The organism is Janthinobacterium sp. AD80, assembly GCF_002878455.1.
Classification (GTDB): domain Bacteria; phylum Pseudomonadota; class Gammaproteobacteria; order Burkholderiales; family Burkholderiaceae_D; genus Janthinobacterium.
Genome location: NZ_NRDQ01000010.1, coordinates 77,768 through 97,959, shown reverse-complemented (window position 1 = coordinate 97,959; position 20,192 = coordinate 77,768). Strand labels below are relative to the sequence as shown.

General features: G+C 63.1%; 18 protein-coding genes. 9 read left to right on the top strand and 9 right to left on the bottom strand.

Going from position 1 to position 20,192, the window contains the following annotated elements; genetic code table 11:
* Positions 1-68: 68 nt before the first annotated feature.
* The 5 genes from JaAD80_RS02760 to JaAD80_RS02740 form a co-directional block, all read right to left on the bottom strand.
* Positions 69-1,388 (bottom strand): ABC transporter substrate-binding protein, encoded by a 1,320-nt coding sequence (locus JaAD80_RS02760; protein WP_102292773.1) that lies wholly within the window; start codon positions 1,386-1,388, stop codon positions 69-71.
* A gap of 56 nt (positions 1,389-1,444) precedes the next feature.
* A complete protein-coding gene (locus tag JaAD80_RS02755) occupies positions 1,445-2,503 on the bottom strand; it encodes a branched-chain amino acid ABC transporter permease (RefSeq protein ID WP_102292772.1) in 1,059 nt (352 codons plus the stop codon).
* Between the two features lie 84 nt (positions 2,504-2,587).
* A complete protein-coding gene (locus tag JaAD80_RS02750; RefSeq protein WP_180979265.1) occupies positions 2,588-3,484 on the bottom strand; it encodes a branched-chain amino acid ABC transporter permease in 897 nt (298 codons plus the stop codon).
* A gap of 41 nt (positions 3,485-3,525) precedes the next feature.
* Positions 3,526-4,386, bottom strand: a complete 861-nt coding sequence (locus JaAD80_RS02745; RefSeq protein WP_258002780.1) for an ABC transporter ATP-binding protein — start codon at positions 4,384-4,386, stop codon at positions 3,526-3,528.
* A gap of 14 nt (positions 4,387-4,400) precedes the next feature.
* Positions 4,401-6,332, bottom strand: a complete 1,932-nt coding sequence (locus JaAD80_RS02740; RefSeq protein WP_102292769.1) for an AMP-binding protein — start codon at positions 6,330-6,332, stop codon at positions 4,401-4,403.
* A 180-nt stretch (positions 6,333-6,512) separates the two neighbouring features.
* Here JaAD80_RS02740 and JaAD80_RS02735 point away from each other — a divergent pair, with 180 nt between their 5' ends.
* The 6 genes from JaAD80_RS02735 to JaAD80_RS02710 all read left to right on the top strand — a co-directional run bounded on the left by JaAD80_RS02735 (position 6,513) and on the right by JaAD80_RS02710 (position 11,567).
* On the top strand, positions 6,513-7,211 hold the full coding sequence (locus tag JaAD80_RS02735) for a Crp/Fnr family transcriptional regulator (protein WP_102292768.1): 699 nt from the start codon (positions 6,513-6,515) through the stop codon (positions 7,209-7,211).
* 93 nt (positions 7,212-7,304) lie between these two features.
* The gene (locus tag JaAD80_RS02730; RefSeq protein ID WP_102292767.1) at positions 7,305-9,116 is read left to right on the top strand and encodes an aminopeptidase P family protein; all 1,812 of its coding nucleotides are present in this window, start codon (positions 7,305-7,307) and stop codon (positions 9,114-9,116) included.
* The gene (locus tag JaAD80_RS02725) at positions 9,116-9,370 is read left to right on the top strand and encodes a hypothetical protein (protein ID WP_102292766.1); all 255 of its coding nucleotides are present in this window, start codon (positions 9,116-9,118) and stop codon (positions 9,368-9,370) included. Before JaAD80_RS02730 ends, JaAD80_RS02725 begins: the two co-directional genes overlap by 1 nt.
* Positions 9,371-10,111 (top strand): MgtC/SapB family protein, encoded by a 741-nt coding sequence (locus tag JaAD80_RS02720; protein ID WP_102292765.1) that lies wholly within the window; start codon positions 9,371-9,373, stop codon positions 10,109-10,111.
* A gap of 16 nt (positions 10,112-10,127) precedes the next feature.
* Positions 10,128-10,715: a DUF924 family protein gene (locus JaAD80_RS02715; protein ID WP_102292764.1), complete on the top strand. Its 588-nt coding sequence runs from the start codon at positions 10,128-10,130 to the stop codon at positions 10,713-10,715.
* A 9-nt stretch (positions 10,716-10,724) separates the two neighbouring features.
* Positions 10,725-11,567: a Rossmann-like and DUF2520 domain-containing protein gene (locus tag JaAD80_RS02710; protein ID WP_102292763.1), complete on the top strand. Its 843-nt coding sequence runs from the start codon at positions 10,725-10,727 to the stop codon at positions 11,565-11,567.
* A gap of 10 nt (positions 11,568-11,577) precedes the next feature.
* Here the strand turns inward: JaAD80_RS02710 and JaAD80_RS02705 are convergent, their stop codons facing one another.
* Complete coding sequence (locus JaAD80_RS02705) at positions 11,578-13,032, bottom strand: sensor domain-containing diguanylate cyclase (protein ID WP_102292762.1); 1,455 nt, start codon at positions 13,030-13,032, stop codon at positions 11,578-11,580.
* A 263-nt stretch (positions 13,033-13,295) separates the two neighbouring features.
* Here JaAD80_RS02705 and JaAD80_RS02700 point away from each other — a divergent pair, with 263 nt between their 5' ends.
* Positions 13,296-13,658: a hypothetical protein gene (locus JaAD80_RS02700; protein WP_102292761.1), complete on the top strand. Its 363-nt coding sequence runs from the start codon at positions 13,296-13,298 to the stop codon at positions 13,656-13,658.
* Between the two features lie 172 nt (positions 13,659-13,830).
* On the opposite strand, the gene JaAD80_RS02695 is transcribed toward JaAD80_RS02700, so the two are convergent.
* Complete coding sequence (locus tag JaAD80_RS02695; protein ID WP_102292760.1) at positions 13,831-14,412, bottom strand: molybdopterin-dependent oxidoreductase; 582 nt, start codon at positions 14,410-14,412, stop codon at positions 13,831-13,833.
* Positions 14,413-14,640: 228 nt separating this feature from the next.
* Between JaAD80_RS02695 and JaAD80_RS02690 the strand changes: the two genes are divergently transcribed.
* On the top strand, positions 14,641-15,219 hold the full coding sequence (locus JaAD80_RS02690; RefSeq protein WP_258002779.1) for a porin family protein: 579 nt from the start codon (positions 14,641-14,643) through the stop codon (positions 15,217-15,219).
* Positions 15,220-15,291: 72 nt separating this feature from the next.
* Here the strand turns inward: JaAD80_RS02690 and ettA are convergent, their stop codons facing one another.
* Together ettA and rarD are read right to left on the bottom strand one after the other, a co-directional pair.
* Positions 15,292-16,959, bottom strand: coding sequence for an energy-dependent translational throttle protein EttA (ettA, locus tag JaAD80_RS02685; protein WP_102292758.1), 1,668 nt, complete (start codon positions 16,957-16,959; stop codon positions 15,292-15,294).
* A 95-nt stretch (positions 16,960-17,054) separates the two neighbouring features.
* The gene (rarD, locus tag JaAD80_RS02680; protein WP_102292757.1) at positions 17,055-17,945 is read right to left on the bottom strand and encodes an EamA family transporter RarD; all 891 of its coding nucleotides are present in this window, start codon (positions 17,943-17,945) and stop codon (positions 17,055-17,057) included.
* 237 nt (positions 17,946-18,182) lie between these two features.
* Here rarD and JaAD80_RS02675 point away from each other — a divergent pair, with 237 nt between their 5' ends.
* Positions 18,183-20,060, top strand: coding sequence for a potassium transporter Kup (locus JaAD80_RS02675; protein WP_102292756.1), 1,878 nt, complete (start codon positions 18,183-18,185; stop codon positions 20,058-20,060).
* Positions 20,061-20,192 lie beyond the last annotated feature (132 nt).

The window sequence follows — 20,192 nt, the reverse complement described above, 5'->3', positions numbered from 1 at the left end:
ACCTACGTGGATGCGGCGTAGGTCGGATTAGGCCGCAGGCCGTAATCCGACACCACCCCGAAAGCCGCTTACTTCATGCACGCCGGCGTGATTTTTTTCTCGTCGGCGTACTTGCCCGACGATTCCTCAACGAGTTTGCGCACCAGGGCCTTGTCGCCGACGATCCATTTCGGCGTGATGGCGGTCCACTTCTTACCATCCCACTGCTGCACCTTCACGGCGCCCGAGCCTTCATGGTCGTCGCAGCTGGTTTTCACGGTCGGGAACATGCCCAGCGCGCCCACGGCTTTTTGACGCGCATCGTCGACGTTCAGGTTTTCCAGGCCCCAGCGCATCTGCTCGCCCGTGATCGGCTTGCCCTTGCCAAATTTTTCCTGCGCCGTGCGGATGGCTTCGACCCACAGGATGCCGGCCGTCACGCCGCGCATGTGGTAGACGGAACCGATGCGCGACTGGTCGGACAGGTTGCCCTTGCCGGACGCATAGAGCTTCTTGCGGATGTCGTCCAGCACGGGGTAGTTGCCGGGGGTATTAAAGGTCATCGCCGTGTAGCCCTTGGCCGCGTCGCCCGATGGGATCGTGTCTTCCTCGGAACCGGCCCACCAGACGCCCAGCATCTTGTCGCGCGGGAAGCCGTTGCGCTGCGCCGTCTTGATGGCCACGGAGTTCATCACGCCCCAGCCCCACAGGATCACGTGGTCCGGCTTGGCCTGGCGGATCTGCAGCCATTGCGACTGCTGTTCGCTGCCGGGCGGCGCGACGGGAATTTTGACCAATTCAAAGCCGTACTGTTTCGACAGCGCTTCGAGCACGGGCAGCGGCTCCTTGCCGAAGGCCGAATCGTGGTACAGGTGGACGATTTTTTTACCCTTCAGCTTGTCCATGCCGCCATCCTTGTCGCCCAAATACTTGATCATGGCGGCGGCCTGGCTCCAGTAGCTGGAGATCAGCGGATACACATACGGGAAGACCTTGCCGTTGGCGGCGTCCGAGCGGCCGTAGCCGATCATCGTCATGGGGATCTTGTCCTGCGCCACGCGGTCAAGGATGCCGTAGGCGACACCCGTGGACAGGGTTTCCACCAGGGTGGCGCCGCCCTGCTTGGTTTTCAGGCGTTCATAGCATTCCACGCCGCGCGACGGGTTGTATTCGGTTTCGCATTCTTCCCAGCTGATTTTGACGCCATTGACGCCGCCGGCCTGGTTGACCAGATTGAAGTAGTCGATGATGCCGCCGTAGAAGCCGGAACCGCCGGCCGCGTACGGCCCCACGCGGTACGATGGCAGGGCGATGTACTGCTCCTTTTCCTGGGCCTGCGCGCTGGCCGAGATGGTGAGTGCGGCACTGGCGATGGCCGTGGCCAGCATGAGCGATTTGATGTGTTTCATTGTGTCTCCTCTTGTTTTATTTGGTATTCAAGTGAACCGACATCGACTGCAAAAACTTAATGGGGGAAGGGCCAGAGTCGCAACTTTTCTTTCGCGATCTGCCACAGCCTGGCCAGGCCGTGCGGCTCGACGATCAGGAAGAAAATGATCAGCGCGCCGAACACCATCAGTTCCAGGTTCGAGGCCACGCTGGTGGGCAATGCCAGGCCGTGCGCGATGGTGTTCAGGAAGACGGGCAGCAGCACGATGAAGGCCGCGCCGAGGAAGGACCCGAGAATTGAGCCGACGCCGCCGATGATGATCATGAACAGGATGCGGAAGGACAGGTCCAGGTTGTACGCTTCCGGTTCCACCGTGCCCAGGTAGGCGTAGGCATACAGTGCGCCGGCAACGCCGCAGTAGAACGAGCTGACGGCAAAGGCCAGCAGCTTGGTGCGCATCAGCCGGAAACCGATCACTTCGGCCGCCATGTCCATGTCGCGCACGGCCATCCACGAGCGGCCCACGTTCGAGCGGATCATGTTCTTGGCCAGCAGGGCCATGCCGGCGACGATGGCCAGCACCAGCAGGTATTTGCTTTGCGGCGTATCGAACTGGTAGCCGAGGATGCTCATCTTCTGCACCGTGATCACGCCCGAGGAGCTGTAGTTGGTGAGATACGGGATCTTGGTCAGGCACCAGACAACAAAGAACTGCGTCGCCAGGGTGGAGGCGGCCAGGTAAAAGCCGCGGATGCGCAAGGAGGGCAGGCCGAAGGCGATGCCCACCATGGCCGCGCACAGGCCGCCGAGGATGAAGGACACCAGCAGCGGCAAACCTGGCAGGCGCGCCATGAAGTTATACGAGGCAAACGCGCCCACGGCCATGAAGGCGGCCGTACCCAGCGACAGCTGGCCCGCGTAGCCCGTCAGGATGTTCAGGCCCAGTGCCGCCAGGGCGAAGATCAGGAACGGGATCAGGATCGCCGAGAGCATGTACGGCGAGGCGAAATACGGCAGGATGAACACGGCGGCGATCAGGGTCGCCGTCAAGGCCAGGCGGTCTTGCCGGATCGGGAAGATCTGGTTGTCGGCCTGGTAGCTGGTCTTGAATTGTCCTGCTTCACGGTAAATCATGGGATGGTCCTTTGCTCGCTGTGTTGGCTGTTGTCGGGTTACGCGCCATGCGCTAACCCGACCTACGATGCTGTGACGGTGGCGTTATATTCGCCGGATGATCTTTTCGCCGAACAGGCCTTCCGGGCGCACCAGCAGGAACAGCAGGGCCAGCACATACGGGAACCAGCCTTCGATGCCGCCGCCGACCATGGGGCCGATGTAGACTTCCGCCAGTTTTTCCGAGGCGCCGATGATCAGGCCGCCGACGATGGCGCCCGGCACCGAGGTAAAGCCGCCGAGGATCAGCACGGGCAAGGCCTTCAAGGCAACGAAGGTGAGGGCGAACTGCACGCCGTTGCGGGCGCCCCACAGCAAGCCGGCCACCAGGGCCACCAGGCCCGCCACGCCCCACACGACGGCCCAGATGCGCTGCAGCGGTATGCCCACGGCCAGCGCCGCCTGGTGGTCGTCGGCGACGGCGCGCAGGGCGCGGCCCACCTTGGTCTTCGAGAACAGCAGGGCCAGGCAAATCACCAGCAGCGCGCAGATGCCTGCCGCCACCACGTCGAACTGCGAGACGATGATATTGAAATGGTCCATCAGGAAGGGCATCGGCACGTCTTCGATGGGCAGGTCCAGCTTGTGCACCTGCGAGCCCCACATCAGCTGGGCCAGGCCTTCGATGAAGAAGGTCAGGCCGATGGTGGCCATGAAGAGGGTGATCTCGGGCTGGTTGACGAGCGGGCGCAAGACCACTTTTTCAATCGCCATGCCCAGCACGATCATGGTCACCATCGTCAGCGGAATGGCCAGCCACAGTGACAGGCCGAACTTGTCCATGAAACCCACGCAGGTGAGCGCGGCGAAGAACACCATCGCCCCTTGCGCGAAATTGAACACGCCCGACGCCTTGTAGATCAGCACAAAACCGATGGCCACCAGCGCGTACATGACGCCCGACAGCAGGCCGCCGATCAGCACTTCAAAGAAAAAATTGATATTCATGAGTTGTCCAATGGGTTATGCGTAGCCATGCCCGATTACGGGCAGGTCGTTTCGCCGGCAGGCAGCGTGCTGCCTGAATTCCCGGCTACACCACCCAAGTACGCGTTGATGACATCCTGGTTGCTGCGCACCTCGTCGGGCGTGCCGTCGCCGATCTTCTTGCCGTAGTCGAGCACCACCACGCGGTCCGAGATATCCATCACCACGCCCATGTCGTGTTCGATCAGCACGATGGTCGTGCCCAGCTGGTCGTTGACGTCGAGGATGAAGCGGCACATGTCCTGTTTTTCTTCCACGTTCATGCCGGCCATCGGTTCATCGAGCAGCAAAATTTCCGGCTCGGCCACCAGCGCGCGGCCCAGTTCCACCCGCTTTTGCAAGCCGTAGGGCAAACGCCCCACGGGCGTCTTGCGGATGGCCTGGATTTCCAGGAAGTCGATGATCTCCTCGGCCTTCTTGCGGTGCTCGATTTCCTCGCGCCGCGCCGGCCCCCAGTACAGGGCCTGCAGCAGGAAATTCGACTTCATCTTGAGGTTACGCCCTGTCATGATGTTGTCCAGCACCGTCATGCCCTTGAACAGGGCGATGTTCTGGAAGGTGCGCGCGATGCCCGACTTGGCGGCCGCATAGCAGTCCATGCCGCGCCGGTGTTCGCCGCGGTAGATGATCTCGCCCTGCTGCGGGCGGTACACGCCGTTGATCACATTGAGCATCGAGCTTTTGCCGGCGCCGTTCGGGCCGATGATGGCGCGGATTTCATGCTGCCTCACGTCGAAGGAAATGTCGGTCAGCGCCTTTACGCCGCCGAACGACAGCGAGATATTCTTCAGGTCGAGAATCACGGGGCCGGCCTTGCGGGCCGTGCCGAAATGGGCGTCGGGTTCGTTCATTAGCATCGTGCTGTGCTCCATCATGCGGCCAGGCCCTGGGGCCGGTACGTTTTGCTGTCCCAGATCTGCAGGTCGGCGCTGGTTGAACCGGTGCGGCCGTCCTCGAATTTCACCTGGGTCTCGATGTACTGCGTTGTCTTGCCGTCGTACAGGGCGGAAATGAGCACCGCGTATTTTTCGGCGATGAATTTGCGCCGCACCTTGCGCGTGCGGGTCAGTTCATCGTCATCGGGATCGAGCTCCTTGTGCAGCACCAGGAAGCGGTGCACCTGCGTGCGGTCCATCAGCGGATCGGCGGCCAGTTCCGCGTTGACCTGCTCGATGCAGTCGCGGATCAGGCCATAGGTTTCGGCGCGTGCCGCCAGGTCCGTGTAGCCGGAATAGGCGATGCCGCGCCGTTCGGACCAGTTGCCCACGGCTTCGATGTCGATATTGATGAAGGCGCAGACCTGGTCGCGTGCATGGCCGAAGGCCACCACCTCCTTGATGAAGGGGAAGAACTTGAGCTTGTTTTCGATGTAGTTGGGGGCGAACATGGCGCCGCAATTCATCTTGCCGACGTCGGCCGCGCGGTCGATGATTTTCAGATGTCCTTCGCTGTCGAACACGCCCGCGTCGCCCGTATGGAAGTAGCCGTGATCGTCGATCACTTCGGCCGTGGCCTCAGGGCGCTGGAAGTAGCCGCTCATGGTGGCGGGCGACTTCACCAGCACTTCGCCATTCGCCGCCAGTTTGACTTCCACGCCGGGTGCGGGCAAGCCGACGCTGTCGAACTTGATGTTGCCATCGGGCTGCAGGCACACATAGGCGCAGGTTTCGGTGGAACCGTACAGCTGCTTGAGGTTGACGCCGATGGAGCGGTAGAAGCGGAACAGGTCCGGGCCGATGGCGGCACCGGCCGTATAAGCGACGCGCACGCGCGACAGTCCCAGCACATTTTTCAACGGGCCGTAGACGAGCAGGTTGCCCAGCTGGTAGCTGAGGCGGTCCGCCAGCGGGACGGGCTTGCCATCGAGGATCTGCGCGCCGCAGCGCTTGGCCACGTCCATGAAATGGCTGAACATGCGGCGCTTGATGCGGCTGGCGTCTTCCATGCGTATCATCACGCTGGTGAGCATGTTCTCGAACACGCGCGGCGGCGCAAAATAGCAGGTGGGGCCGATCTCGCGCATGTCGATCATCACCGTGTCGCCCGATTCGGGGCAGTTGACGGTGAAGCCCGCCACCATGGCCTGCGCCAGCGAGAACAGGCAGTCGCCCACCCACGCCATCGGCAGGTAGGACAGGATGTCTTCATTGTCGGTGAGCTTGTCGAAGGCGACGCAGCCTTCGCCCGCGGCCAGCAGCGCCGTGTGGCTCTGGCACACGCCCTTCGGTTTGCCCGTGGTGCCCGAGGTGTAGAGGATCACGGCCGAATCGCTGCCGGCACCCGCCGCCACGGCGGCGTCGAAAAAGCCCGGATGTTCGCGGTCATAGGCCCTCCCCAGCGTCTGCAGGGCGGCAAACGACATCAGTTCCGGCTGGCGGTAGTGGCGCATGCCGCGTTCATCGTCATAGGCGATGTGGGCCACGTGCGGATACAGAGCTTTGAGTTCGAGCAGCTTGTCGACCTGCTCCTGGTCTTCGACGATGGCGTACTGGATGTGCGCATCCTGCAGCACATACGCCATATCGGCGGCTGGCGCGTCCTGGTACAGGGGCACGGGCACGCCGCCCAGGCTTTGCGCGGCCAGCATGGCCCAGTACAGGCGCGGGCGGTTGTCGCCAATGATGGCCAAATTCATGCCGCGCTGGAAACCGATGGCGGCCAGGCCGCAGGCCAGCGCGCGTACTTCGTCATTCACCTCGGACCAGGTCCAGGTTTGCCAGATGCCCAGGTATTTTTCGCGAAAGGCGGGCTTGTCGGATCGTACTGTCCCGTGTTGCAATAAGCGCCGCGGAAAAGTCGGCATTGCTGCTGTGGTATTCGTTTGCACCAGTGTCTCCCTGTTGCTTGTCTCAGGCCCCACCTCGTTGGATGGCGCTCTGTGTTTTTTATGTGTAAGGCGTTTGTGCAATGATAGTAGCTTGCGTTAGTTTGCCGAGTTGTCTTTTCGGGGACATTTACCCACTTTTCGATGGTGCATCGCACAATGACCAACCCTGATATCAGCCTCAAGGATGCCGTGCGCGCGGCCCACTGGGCACAGCTGCTCGACCCCGCCCAACTGGCGCGGGTCGAGGCGGATGTGTTTGAAACGTTCGTGCCGAAAGGCGGCTTTGTCTGCCGCAAGGGCGAGCCGGTGGACAACTGGATCGGCGTCATCAGCGGCATGGTCAAGATGAATAATTTTTCCGCCTCCGGCAAGGCCATGACCTTCATCGGCGTGCCGCCTGGCAGCTGGTTCGGCGAAGGCTCATTGCTGAAGAATGAAATCCGCAAATACGACACCATGGCCCTGCGCGACACGCGCGTGGCGCGCCTGCCCGGCGCCACCTTCCACTGGCTGCTGGAAACAAGCCTGCCGTTTACGCGCTTCCTGCTGATGCAGCTCAACGAGCGCCTGGGCCAGTTCATCGGCATGGTGGAAAACGAGCGCCTGCTGGATCTGAACACGCGCGTGGCCCGCTGCCTGGCGTCGATGTTCAACTCGCATCTGTATCCGGGCGTGGAAACCCTGGTGCAGCTGTCGCAGGAGGAAATCGGCCTGCTGTCCGGTTCTTCGCGCCAGCGCGCCAACCAGGCCTTGCAGGTGCTGGAAAAAAAGGGTTTGTTGCGCCTCGATTACGGCGGCATCCGCGTGCTGGACCTGGACGGCTTGCGCCGCTACGAGGCCGACGATGCCGAATGAAGCCGAATGAAGCCGCGCCGCCGCAACGCCCTGCAAGCGCCCGGCTAATCGCGGTATCATAGGCGCTTCCCAGCACCGCACCTTTTCGCCGCCATGCAGACATCCGTCCAGAGTACCCCCGCCTCCCGTTTGACCGAACTGCGCGCCGCCATGCGCGCGCAGGGAATCGATGCCCTGATCGTGCCCTCGGCCGATCCGCATTTGTCCGAATACCTGCCAGCGCGCTGGCAGGGCCGCGAATGGCTGTCGGGTTTTACGGGCTCCGTCGGCACCCTGGTCGTCACGCAGGATGTTGCCGGCGTGTGGACCGATGGCCGCTACTGGGAGCAGGCAGAAACGGAACTGGCCGGCAGCGGCATCGTCCTGAAGAAAATCCCGTCCGGCGCCAGCGTGCTGTATATCGACTGGCTGGGCGAAACCATGCAGCCGTGGCAGACGGTGGCCGTCGACGGCGCCGTGCTGGGCCTGGCCAATGCGCGTTTGCTGCGGCAGGCGCTGGGCGCGCAAGTGACCCTGCGCACGGATACCGATGTGCTGCACGGCGTGTGGCCCGAACGCCCGGCCATGCCGGCCGCACCCGTATACGAGCACGTGGCCGCATATCCGGCCCTGTCGCGCACGCAGAAACTGGCGGCCCTGCGCGCCAGCATGGCGGCGCACGGCGCCAGCCACCATGTGATTTCCACGCTCGACGATATCGCCTACCTGTTCAACCTGCGCGGCGCCGACGTCAGCTACAACCCCGTCTTCCTGGCCCATGCGCTGGTGGGCCCCGAGCGCGCCACCCTGTTTGTCGCCGACGGCAAGATAGCCGCCGCCCTGCGCGCCACCCTGGAGAGCGAAGGCGTGGACGTGGCCGCATATGACCGCACGGCCGCCGCGCTGGCCGCCTTGCCGGCCGATGCTACCTTGCTGCTCGACCCGCGCCGCATCACCTTCGGCACGCGCCAGGCCGTGGCCGACGGCGTGCGCGTGGTGGAAGCGATCAACCCCACCACGTTTGCCAAGTCGCGCAAGACGGACAGCGAAGCGGCGCACGTGCGCGCGGCCATGGAGCAGGATGGCGCCGCCCTGTGCGAATTTTTCAGCTGGTTAGATCGCACCCTTGCCGATCCGCAGCGCGCGCCGTTGACGGAAATCGGCGTCGACGAACACCTGACGGCCGCGCGCGCCCGCCGTGCCGGCTTTGTCAGCCCCAGTTTCGGCACCATCGCCGGCTTCAATGCGCACGGCGCCATCATGCATTACCACGCGCATGCCGGTAGCGAGGCGACGATCGAAGGCGACGGCCTGCTGCTGATCGATTCGGGCGGCCAGTACCTGGGCGGCACCACGGACATCACGCGCGTGGTGCCCGTCGGCAGTATCACGGCCGAACACAGGCGCGATTTCACCCTGGTCTTGCGCAGCATGATCGCGCTGTCGCGCGCGCAGTTCCCGCGCGGCGTGAAGTCGCCCATGCTCGATTCCATCGCCCGCGCGCCGCTGTGGGCAGAAGGCATCGATTTTGGCCATGGCACGGGCCATGGCGTGGGCTTCTTCCTGAACGTGCACGAAGGGCCGCAGTCGATTTCGCAATCGGCCATGCCGGAGCCGCAGACGGCCATGGAGCCGGGCATGATCACTTCCGTCGAGCCGGGTATCTACCGTCCCGGCCAGTGGGGCATCCGCATCGAGAACCTGGTGCTGAACGTAGCGGCCGATACGACGCAGTTCGGCGAGTTTTTACGTTTTGAGACCCTGACCCTGTGCCCGATCGACACGCGCTGCGTCGAGCGTTCGCTGCTGCGCGACGACGAGGCGGCCTGGCTGAACGACTACCACGCCACGGTGCGTGCGCGCCTGGCGCCGCTGTTGTCGGGCGATGCGCTGGCGTGGCTGGAACAGCGCACGGGAGCCATCTGATGCGCTCGACCCGCGCCACCTCCGCCATCGAGCGGCTGAAGGAACGCACCGGCCACCGCCTGTACACGATGGCGCGCACGGGCGACGAGCTGTTCTTCCTCACCGAAGGCCCCGGCTTGCCGCCTTTGTGTCCGCCGCTGGAACTCGATGCCTTTGTCGCCTTCGTGAACGGACTGGGACCGCAAAAGGCGCGCCGCGTCAGCAAGCTCGATGTGGCGTTTGAAAAGCAGCTGACCAAAAAGTCCCAGGACTAAATGCCGACCATCGACTTCCTGCGCGCGTACTGGTCGCCGGCCGAACTGGCGACGAATGGCGTGATCCTGCTGAACATGCTCGGTGCGCTGCTGCTGGGGCTACTGGTCGGCTATGAGCGCTCCTACCACGGGCGCGCGGCGGGCATGCGCACCTACAGCCTGGTGTGCATGGCCTCGGCCGCGCTGACGGTGCTGGGTGGCTATCCGGAATTCTGGTACGGCGGCCATGGTGCCATCGTCGGCAGCGACCCCACGCGCGTCATCCAGGGCATCGTCACGGGCGTGGGCTTCCTCGGCGCCGGCGTCATCATGCGCGAGGGCTTCAATATCAGCGGCCTGACGACGGCCGCCTCGATCTGGGCCTCGTCCGTGATCGGCATCATGGTGGGCATCGGCTTTTATCTGTCGGCCATGGGCCTGGCCTTCCTGTGCGCGATGGCGATGATTTTCCTGTCAAAATTGGAAAACCTGCTGCCCTCGCGCCACGCGGTGGCCATCACCATGCGCTTCAAGCAGGGCTTTATCCCGCGCGAGGATGCGCTGCGGCGCATGGCGGCCAAGCGCGGCTACGACATCGCCGGCGGCTCGCTGACCATCGGCAGCACGGACGGCATGCAGGAGTGGCGCTTTGTCGCCATCGCGCATGGCAGGAACACGGGCGCCAGCCTGTCGGCCATGTCGGCCGAACTGGCCGCTTTCGACGGCATCGCTGGCTTCCAGCTGTCGCATGCCCGCAATTGACACGCTACCGGGAAGAATGCACATGGACGCACAAGCGCAGGCAGTACTCGATTTCTGGTTTTTGCCAGCGGATAAGCCAGGCTACGGCCAGGCGCGCGCGGAATGGTTCCGCAAGGACGACAGTTTCGACGCGCGCATCGCCGGGCGGTTTGGCGCGCTGATCGACGCCGCCATCGATGGCGGCTTGCGCGACTGGGAAGCGACGCCGCATGGCGCGCTGGCGCGCATCATCGTGCTCGACCAGTTTACCCGCAATGTCCACCGCGCCACGCCGCGCGCGTTTGCCGGCGATGCGCAGGCGCTGGCCCTGGCGCTATTCTTGACCGAGCAAGGGTTGGACCAGCAGCTGCCGCCGATGCTGCGCGCCTTTGTCTATCTGCCGTTCGAGCATGCGGAAGACCTGGCCATGCAGGCGCGCGCCGTCGAACTGTTCCAGCTGCTGTCGCAGGCGCATCCGGGTTTCGAGAGCATGCTCGATTACGCCCAGCGCCACCAGGAAGTCATTGCCCGCTTCGGCCGCTTCCCGCACCGTAACGCCATCCTGGGCCGCGTTTCCACGCCGCAAGAGGTGGAATTCCTGCGCCAGCCGGGATCGAGTTTCTAGATTATTGCCATGAATGTTACCTTGAACATCATCGGCGCCGGCCACGTGGGCCGCGTGCTGGGCCGTTTGTTTGCGCAGGCCGAGGGCACGCAGGGTGGAAAAATCCTGGTGCAGGATGTGCTGACACGCTCGATGGCATCGGCGCAAGCGGCTGTCGCCTTCATTGGCGCCGGCACGCCTGTCGACAGTTATGCAGCCTTGCGCCACGCCGACGTCACTCTGCTGGCCGTGTCCGACGACCAGATCGGCCCCGCCTGCGCGGCCCTGGTGGCGGAAGGGCGCCAGGCGGGCGCCATCGTCTTCCACTGCAGCGGCGCGCTGGCCTCAAACGTGCTGCTGGCGGCCACCCAGGCGGGCGCCTCGGTGGCCAGCGCCCACCCGATCCGCAGCTTTGCCGATCCACAGCAGGTGGCCGCCACCTTTGACGGCACCTTTTGCGGCGTCGAGGGCGACCCGCTGGCGCTGGCCTTCCTCACGCCAGCCTTGATCGCCATCGGCGCGCGCCCCGTGCCGATCGATCCGGCCGCCAAGACCCTGTATCACGCCGCCGCCGTCTTCGCCAGCAATTACCTGGTGACGGTGCTCGACGCGGCCTTGCGCGCCTATCAGGCGGCCGGCATCCCGGAAGCGGTGGCGCGCGAGCTGGCCCAGCCGCTGGTGACGGAAGCGGTGGCGAACGTGTTCCGCCTGGGGGCGGCGCCGGCGCTGTCCGGCCCCATCGCGCGCGGCGATTCGGCCACCGTGCAACGCCAGCAGCAGGCGGTGCAGCAATGGGATGCGTCCACGGGCGAGTTGTACCGCGCCCTGGTGGCGCCCACGCAGGACCTGGCCAGGCGCAAGGCGCGGCGCTGAACTGTCAAGGTCAAGCGGCGTGCACGCGATTGCGGCCGTGATGCTTGGCCTGGTACAGCGCGCTGTCGGCGCGTGAAAAGAAGGCCGATTCGCTTTCGTCGAGCCGGTATTCGGCCACGCCCAGGCTGATCGTCACGGGCACCTGCGGCGCAGGCATGCCGAAATCGTGTCCTTCGACGGCGGCGCGCAGGTTTTCCGCCACTTCCAGCGCCTGCGCCAGGCTGCAGTCGTTCAGCAGCACCAGGTATTCCTCGCCGCCCCAGCGCGTGACGACATCGCTTGCACGCACGGTGGCGCGCGCCACGCCGGCCACGCTGCGGATCACCTTGTCGCCCCACAGGTGGCCGTGGGTGTCGTTGACGCGCTTGAAGAAATCGATATCGAACAGGATGGCCGACATCGGCTGCGCCGTGCGCCGCGACTGCAGCATGGCGCGCTGGAACAGCAATTCTAGCGACTGGCGGTTCAACAGCCCGGTCAGGGCGTCCGTCGAGGCGATGCGCTCGATGCGGCGCTGGTAGCGGTTCACCGTCAGCAAGGTCAGCAGCAATACCAGCAGGGTCACGCCAAAACTGATGGCCAGGTTGAGGAAGAACACGCCCTGCAGCGACTTGACTTCGTCGCTGACATTCTGCTCGACCACCAGGTACCAGCCCAGTTCGGGAATGAAGCGCGAGTTGACGAGGATTTGCGCATGCCCCAGCTGGTAGGACAGGTGCGTGGGTGCGCTCCGCTGGTTGATGATCTGCCCGGCGATGGTATTGACGCCGGGCAGCTTGCGGATATTCCCGTGCCCGTTGCCCATGCTCTTGCCCGACAACACCAGGGTGCCGGCGCCATCGACAAAATAGATATTGCGGTGGAAGCGCGCCTGGTAGCGGTCGATGATGTGGCTCATGGTGGCCAGGGTCAGGCCGATGCCGGTGGCGCCGATGAAGCCGCCGTGGTAGTCATAGACGCGATGGTTGATGAAGATGGTCATGCTGTCGCGGTTGGCCATGTCCACGTCGACATTCGTCTCATAGTCGCTGTTCTCCATGGCGCGCACGCGGTAGTACCAGATGTCGCGCGTGGCTTCCGGGCTGACGGACTTCAGGGTGCCTTCCGCGTAATAATATTTGCTGCTCTTGTCGGAAACGAGAAAGCTGGTGATGGCGCCGTATTTCTTCTTGACCTCGGCCAGGTAGCGCACGATCTGCGCCGGATCGCGCTCGCCGGCGAGCATCCAGTCGCGCACGAAGGTGTCGTGCGCCATCAGCGAGGAGATGAAGACGGGGCGCAGCATGTCTTTCTGGATTTCTGAATAAATATTGTCGCCCGTCAAAGGCAGGGTCTGGTCGGCGATGCCGTGCTCGATGGCCTTGCGCGAGGCCAGGTAGCTGGCCAGGCTGGTCGCCATGAAGCCGGCCCCGAGGATCAGGGTCAGGAGGATGAGCAGACGGTATTTGATCGACAGAAGACGCATGGAGACGAGGGGAGGGTGGCTGGCGGCCATCTTTACGCAAGCCAAAAGTATGCAGCAGGCCTGATATAGGTGCAATGATATCTAGCCTTATTGGCAATTTATGCTGGCGAACGCGACAAGATAACCACGACTTACCAAATAAAAGTGCCGATTTGTCGACAAAGATGCAAATAAGCAATAAGATTTGACGAGGGGAAGCATCGCGCATCACCCTGTCTTGCTGCCTGTTTCCGGCGCAGGGCGCCACGCGCAAGGAGTGTTGCATGTTATTTTTAAAAAGTACGTCCGTCAGCAAAGCCCCCGGCATTTATGAGGTCGACATCGCCGCCAAGCCACCCGGCAAGACTTTTGGCGTGTTCCTGGCCACCGATCCGGATCACCCGCCGCACGCCTTGCTGAGCCAGTTGAAGGCGCTCGGCTTCGAGAACACCTATAGTTCGCCCTACCTGCACAAGGATGGAGGCAAGGTGCTGGATGTGCATTTCCAGAAAGACGGCACCGATATTTTCAAGGGCTGGAAGACGGACGAGTGCACGCAGAACGTGGAAGCCATCACGGCCCTGTTCCTGGAACACGGCATCACTATCACGCCGCGCGTCATGTCGATGGCGGAAGCCTACGCTTAAACGCCGGTCAAAACCTGCTGCGCCGCGCGCTGTGCGGCCGGTGATGCTCACCGGCTCGGCGCCCCGTGCTCAAGCACGGCTGCGCTTCGCGGCCACACATCACTGCAGCCCGCTACGGTTTTGCCTGGCGTGGCAAGCTGCCTTAGTCCACCTTAGTCCACCTTAGCCCACCTTAGCCCGCCTCTACGCCGATGTGATACAGCGCCCACGGGCAATGGCTGAAACGTTCGGCCAGGGGCAGCGCCGCCAGGGCCGGGATGCGGTCCGCATCGTGGATGGCCCACAGGGGGCCCAGGCCGCCAAGCGCCATGGCTTGCCCGTCAAGGTGGGTGGCGACGATCACGCGCTGCGTGCGCGCCTGCGCCATGCTCAGCGCCGCCGCATAGCCATCGACGGCGCGCAGCAGCAGGCGCACGGCATCGTCTTCGGGCGCGCCCGCCGCTTTCAATACGTCCACCAGCAGCGGTCCGCGCAAGGCGTGCGCCTTGCCATCGTATTCCAGTGTCGGGCGGATGGTGCGCGCCGGCAAGTTGCTCAACGCCGCGAAGTCGAATGCGCGCGCCCGTTCAAAACTGATCTTTTGCTTGTGCATCATCTGGTCGCGCACGGCATCGAACGGGCCGCGGTTGGGCTTGTCGATGCTGCCCGTGACGGTCAGCAGGGCCGGACCGCGCAGGCCGGCGGGCGCCGCCCGGGCGATGGCGGGCAGGGCCGCGCCAGCGATGGCGGCGGCGAGAAACTGGCGTTTATGCATGCACCTCTCCTGTTGACTGAAAATCGCTAATGGGCTTAAGTCTATCTTAAGTTCGCTCAACGGTGCGCTATTTGCCGTTATTGTCAGTTTGCAATCTCGACTTACATCTTGTCACAGTTCTTACGCAATGGAGAAAGACGTAGCTTTTTTCGGCTGTTATTGTGTAGTCATCGCACTTCGCTGAACTGCGAATCCAGGCACGTCAACTAATTTGAGAGAGAGAACATGATGAAGAAGAATATCCTGTTTGCAATGATCGCTACCGTTACCGCATTTTCCGGCATGAGCGCCGCGCACGCCGAAGGCGCCTACGTGGGTGCTGGCATCACGGGCAACCGTTATAACTTCGATATTCCTGGCGCCACCAGTGCCGATAACCACAGCGGCTACAAGGCTGGCGGCAAGGTGTTTGCCGGTTATGACTTCGACAAGACCTGGGCCATCGAGGGCGGCTACGCCGATTTCGGCAGCAAGGATTACAGCTACGTCACCGGCGCCGGCAACGGCAGCGTGAAAACGGATTCGCACGGCTACTACCTGGCGGGCAAGGCCACCATGCCCGTGACCGACAAGGTCGGCGTGTTCGGCAAGCTGGGCGTGGCCAAGGTCAAGAATAGTCTGAGCGGCACGGGCCTGTCGACCGGCATCAGCGGCAATGACAAGACGGGCGTGTATGCTTCCGTCGGTGCCCAGTACGCGATCAACGAGAAAGTTTCGCTGACGGCGGAAGTGGAACACTTCGGCAAGAGCGCCGACCAGGGCCACAAGGCTACGGGCCTGGCTTTGGGCGCACGCTACAATTTCTAATGGTTTAGAAATATGCTGAAAAAAAAGGCAGTCACCGCGAGGTGACTGCCTTTTTGCCTTCTTAGACGTACATTACGTCGTCAAAGGCTTGTAGCGAATACGTTTTGGTTTCGCGCCTTCTTCGCCCAGGCGTTTCTTCTTGTCCGCTTCGTATTCCTGATAGTTGCCGTCAAAGAAGGTCACTTGCGAGTTGCCTTCGAACGCCAGGATGTGCGTGGCGATACGGTCGAGGAACCAGCGGTCATGCGAAATGACCATGACGCTGCCGGCAAATTCCAGCAGGGCGTCTTCCAGCGCGCGCAGGGTTTCCACGTCCAGATCGTTCGACGGTTCATCGAGCAGCAGGACGTTGCCGCCCATTAAGAGGGTTTTCGCCAGGTGCAGACGGCCGCGTTCACCGCCGGACAGGTTGCCCACTTGCTTCTGCTGGTCGGAACCCTTGAAGTTGAAGCGGCCCAGGTAGGCGCGCGACGGCATCTCGAAACGGCCCACGGTCAGCATGTCGGCGCCGCCGGACACATCTTCAAAGACGGACTTGTTGTCAGCCAGGCTATCGCGGTTCTGGTCGACGATGGAGACGCGCGCCGTCTGGCCGATGGCCACTTCGCCGCTGTCCGGGGTTTCCTTGCCTGTGATCATCTTGAACAGGGTCGACTTACCGGCGCCGTTGGGGCCGATGATGCCGACGATGGCGCCTGGCGGCACGGTGAAGCTCAGGTTATCGATCAGCAAACGGTCGCCGAACGCTTTCGACACGTTCTTGAACTCGATGACTTCATTGCCCAGGCGTTCGGCCACGGGAATGAAGATCTCCTGCGTTTCATTGCGCTTCTGGTATTCGTGCTCGGACAGCTCGTTGAAGCGGGCCAGGCGGGCTTTCGACTTGGCCTGGCGCGCTTTCGGGTTCTGGCGCGACCACTCCAGTTCCTTCTGCAGCGCTTTCTGGCGCGCCGATTCCGTCGCTTCTTCCTGCTTCAGGCGGGCTTGCTTCTGCTCCAGCCAGGTCGAGTAGTTACCCTTCCATGGAATGCCGTGGCCGCGGTCCAGTTCCAGGATCCACTCGGCCGCGTTGTCGAGGAAGTAGCGGTCATGGGTGATGGCCACCACGGTGCCGGGGAAGCGCAGCAGGAATTGTTCCAGCCAGTCGACCGATTCCGCATCCAGATGGTTGGTCGGCTCGTCGAGCAGCAGCATGTCCGGCTTGGACAGCAGCAGCTTGCACAGCGCCACGCGGCGCTTTTCACCGCCGGACAGCACGCCGATGGTGGCGTCCCATGGCGGCAGGCGCAGCGCGTCGGCGGCCATTTCCAGCTGCAAGTTCAAATTGCCGCCGTCGGAGGTCGAAATGATCGCTTCCAGGCGTGCCTGTTCCGTGGCCAGGGCGTCGAAATCGGCGTCTTCCTCGGCGTAGGCGGCGTACACGGCTTCCAGCTTGGCTTGTGCCTCAAACACTTCGCCCAGGCCCGATTCGACTTCCTGGCGCACGGTTTTTTCCGGATCGAGCTGCGGTTCCTGCGGCAGGTAGCCGATGTTCAGGCCCGGCATCGGCACGGCTTCGCCCTGGATGTCGGTGTCGATGCCTGCCATGATTTTCAGCAGGGTCGATTTACCGGAACCGTTCAGGCCCAGCACGCCGATCTTCGCGCCTGGGAAGAAGGAGAGGGAAATATCTTTCAGAATCTGGCGCTTGGGCGGGACGATTTTGCCCACGCGATTCATGGTGTAGACGTAATTTGCCATTAGAAATCTCGGGTGATATACAAAGACGGACAGGATACGGTAAACGCCCGTTTCCGGCCAGCGCTGTGCGCTGCGGAAACGGACCCCATGGGCGGCTAGGCGGCGCTGGCGCTGCGCGCGCGGCGCGACGTCCACAGGCCTTCGGCCGCATACAGGCCCAGCGCCGTCCAGATGACGAGGAAGCCCAGCATGCGTTCCTGCGTGAATGATTCATGGAAGACCCACACGCCGATCAGGAGCTGGCCTGTGGGGGCGATGTATTGCAGCAAGCCCAGCACGGCCAGCGGCAGGCGCCGCGCGCCGGCGGCGAACAGCAGCAGGGGAATGGCCGTGATGGGGCCGGACGCCAGCAGCAGGGCGCGCGTGGCCGTGGAATCCGTATTGACGAAGCCGCTCTGGCCCTGCCAGCCCAGCCACAGCATATAGGCCAGCGCCAGGGGGAACAGAATCAGTGTTTCAAACGACAACCCTTCCAGCGCGCCCAGCGCGGCCGTCTTGCGCAGCAGGCCATAGCCGCCAAACGAGCCGGCCAGCAGCAGGGCGATCCAGGGAATCTGTCCTGCCTGCCAGGTGAGCCAGGCCACGCCGCAGGCGGCCAGGCCGATGGCCAGCCACTGCAGGCGGCGCAGGCGCTCGTGCAACAGCATAAAACCCAGCATGACATTGATCAGCGGCGTAATGAAATAGCCGAGGCTGGCGTCGACCACGTGGCCGTTGTTGACGGCCCAGATATAGATGAACCAGTTGGCCGACAGCAAGAACGCGCTGGCCACGAAGCTGGCCACCACTTTCGGCTGGCCGCGCAGGCTGGCCAGCCAGCCCCACTGGCGGCGGATGGTCAGCACGATACCCAGGAAGAGCAGCGACCAGACCATGCGGTGCGCAAGGATTTCCTGCGGTGCGACCTCATCAATGGCATGGAAGTAGAGTGGAAACAGACCCCAGCACAGGAAGGCGAGGGAGGCGTACAACATGCCTGGATTCATGATGGGGGCGCTGGAGAGTGGTCAGTCTGTCATTATCGCTGAAAACACAGGGGGCTGCCCGGCGCCGCTGGCGAGGCGTAGAATGGCAACAAATCAACGGCCGCAAGCCCGCGCGACATGGCGGAACGGCACAAAACAACGACCTTGGGGCAGCTGCGGAACCATGCAAAAATACTCTTGCTATTTGCTAATACCTATCATATTGTGCGATGCAACAAAACAAAAACGGGTGCAACCTTGACGTCGGAACACAAAAAAAGCGGCCTGGCCGGCATGACCCTGGCCGCCGTCGGCATCGTCTACGGCGACATTGGCACCAGTCCGCTGTACACCCTGAAGACGGTCTTTGACCCGGCCCACGGCCTGGCGCTGTCGCACGACAACCTGCTGGGCATCATCTCGCTGATCTTCTGGGGCCTGACGCTGATCGTCTCGCTCAAGTACGTGACCCTGGTGCTGCGCGCCGACAACCGCGGCGAGGGCGGCATCATGGCCCTGATGGCGCTGGTGCTGTCGTCCGTCAGCCGCCTGTCGCGCTGGCATTTCCCGCTGATGGTGATCGGCGTCTTCGGCGCCACCCTGTTCTACGGCGACAGCGTGATCACGCCGGCCATTTCCGTGCTGTCGGCCATCGAGGGCCTGGAAGTGGCCACGCCCGCCTTCAGTCCGCATGTGGTGTGGCTGACGATGGTGGTGCTGGTGGCCCTGTATTCCGTACAGTCGCACGGCACGGCCGGCATCGGCCGCTATTTTGCGCCCATCATGGTGCTGTGGTTCGCCGCGCTGGCCGGCATGGGTGTGGTCAACATCATCAAGTCGCCGCAGATCCTGGCCGCGCTGAACCCGATCCACGCGGCCACCTTCCTGATGAACAACGGTTTTGTGGCCTTTGTCGCGCTGGGCGCCGTGGTGCTGGCGCTGACGGGCGCCGAGGCGCTGTACGCCGACATGGGCCACTTCGGCAAGAAGCCGATCCGCATGGCGTGGTTCCTGATCGCCTTCCCCGCGCTGGCGCTGAACTACCTGGGCCAGGGCGGCCTGCTGCTGGCGCATCCGGAAGCCGTCTCGAATCCGTTCTACCAGCAGCTGGGCGCCTGGAGCGTTTATCCACTGGTGATATTGTCGACCATGGCCACCGTGATTGCCTCGCAGGCAACCATATCCGGTACTTTCTCGATGACCAAGCAAGCCATCGCGCTGGGCTTCCTGCCGCGCATGCGCGTGCGCCACACGTCGGAAAGCGAAATCGGCCAGATCTACATTCCCGCCGTGAACTGGCTGCAGCTGTGCGTGGTACTGCTGGCCGTGGTCGGCTTCGGCTCCTCGGAAAACCTGGCCGCCGCCTACGGCATCGCCGTCACTGCCACCATGCTGTGCACCACCATCCTGACCTTCTTCGTCATCCGCTACCGCTGGAAGATGAATCTGGCCTTGTGCTGGGCCGCCACGGGTTTCTTCCTGATTATCGACGTCAACCTGGTGTCGGCGACGGCCCTGAAACTGTTCCATGGCGGCTGGTTCCCGCTGCTGCTGGGCTCGATTCTGTTCATCGTCATGCTGACCTGGAAGCGGGGCCGCCAGCTGGTGTTCCAGAATCTGGAAAAGCACGCGATCCCGCTCGACGATTTCCTTGCCTCGCTGTTCATCGCGCCGCCGCAGCGCGTGCCTGGCACGGCCATTTTCCTGCGCGGCGAAACGGACGGCGTGCCGCATGCGCTGCTGCATAACTTGCTGCACAACAAAGTGTTGCACGAGCGCGTCATTTTCCTCACCGTCTTCATGCATGAAGAGCCGTGGGTCGCGCCATCGGAGCAGGTGCGCGTGGTGGACCTGGGCCACCAGTGCTACCAGGTCAATGTGCACTACGGTTTCAAGGATGAACCGGACATTCCGGCCGCCCTGGCGCAGTGCGCGCAGCAGGGGCTGGACTTCGAGATGATGGAAACGTCGTTCTTCATCGCCCGCCAGACCATCATCTCCACGCCGGGACATGGCATGATGCCGTGGCGCGAGCACCTGTTCGTCACCATGTCGCGCAATGCGCGCACGGCGGCCGACTACTACCAGATCCCGAGCAACCGGGTCATCGAACTGGGCACGCAGGTGGAAATCTAGAGAATGTGGTGCTTGTGCCAATGTTGTATTGGCACACAAGCACCATCGTGCTTACGTCTGCTTACAAATGGGCTACGCGAGTCCTGTTAAACTCCAGCCCGTACCGGTCCGCACCGTACGGGCCTCAGTCAC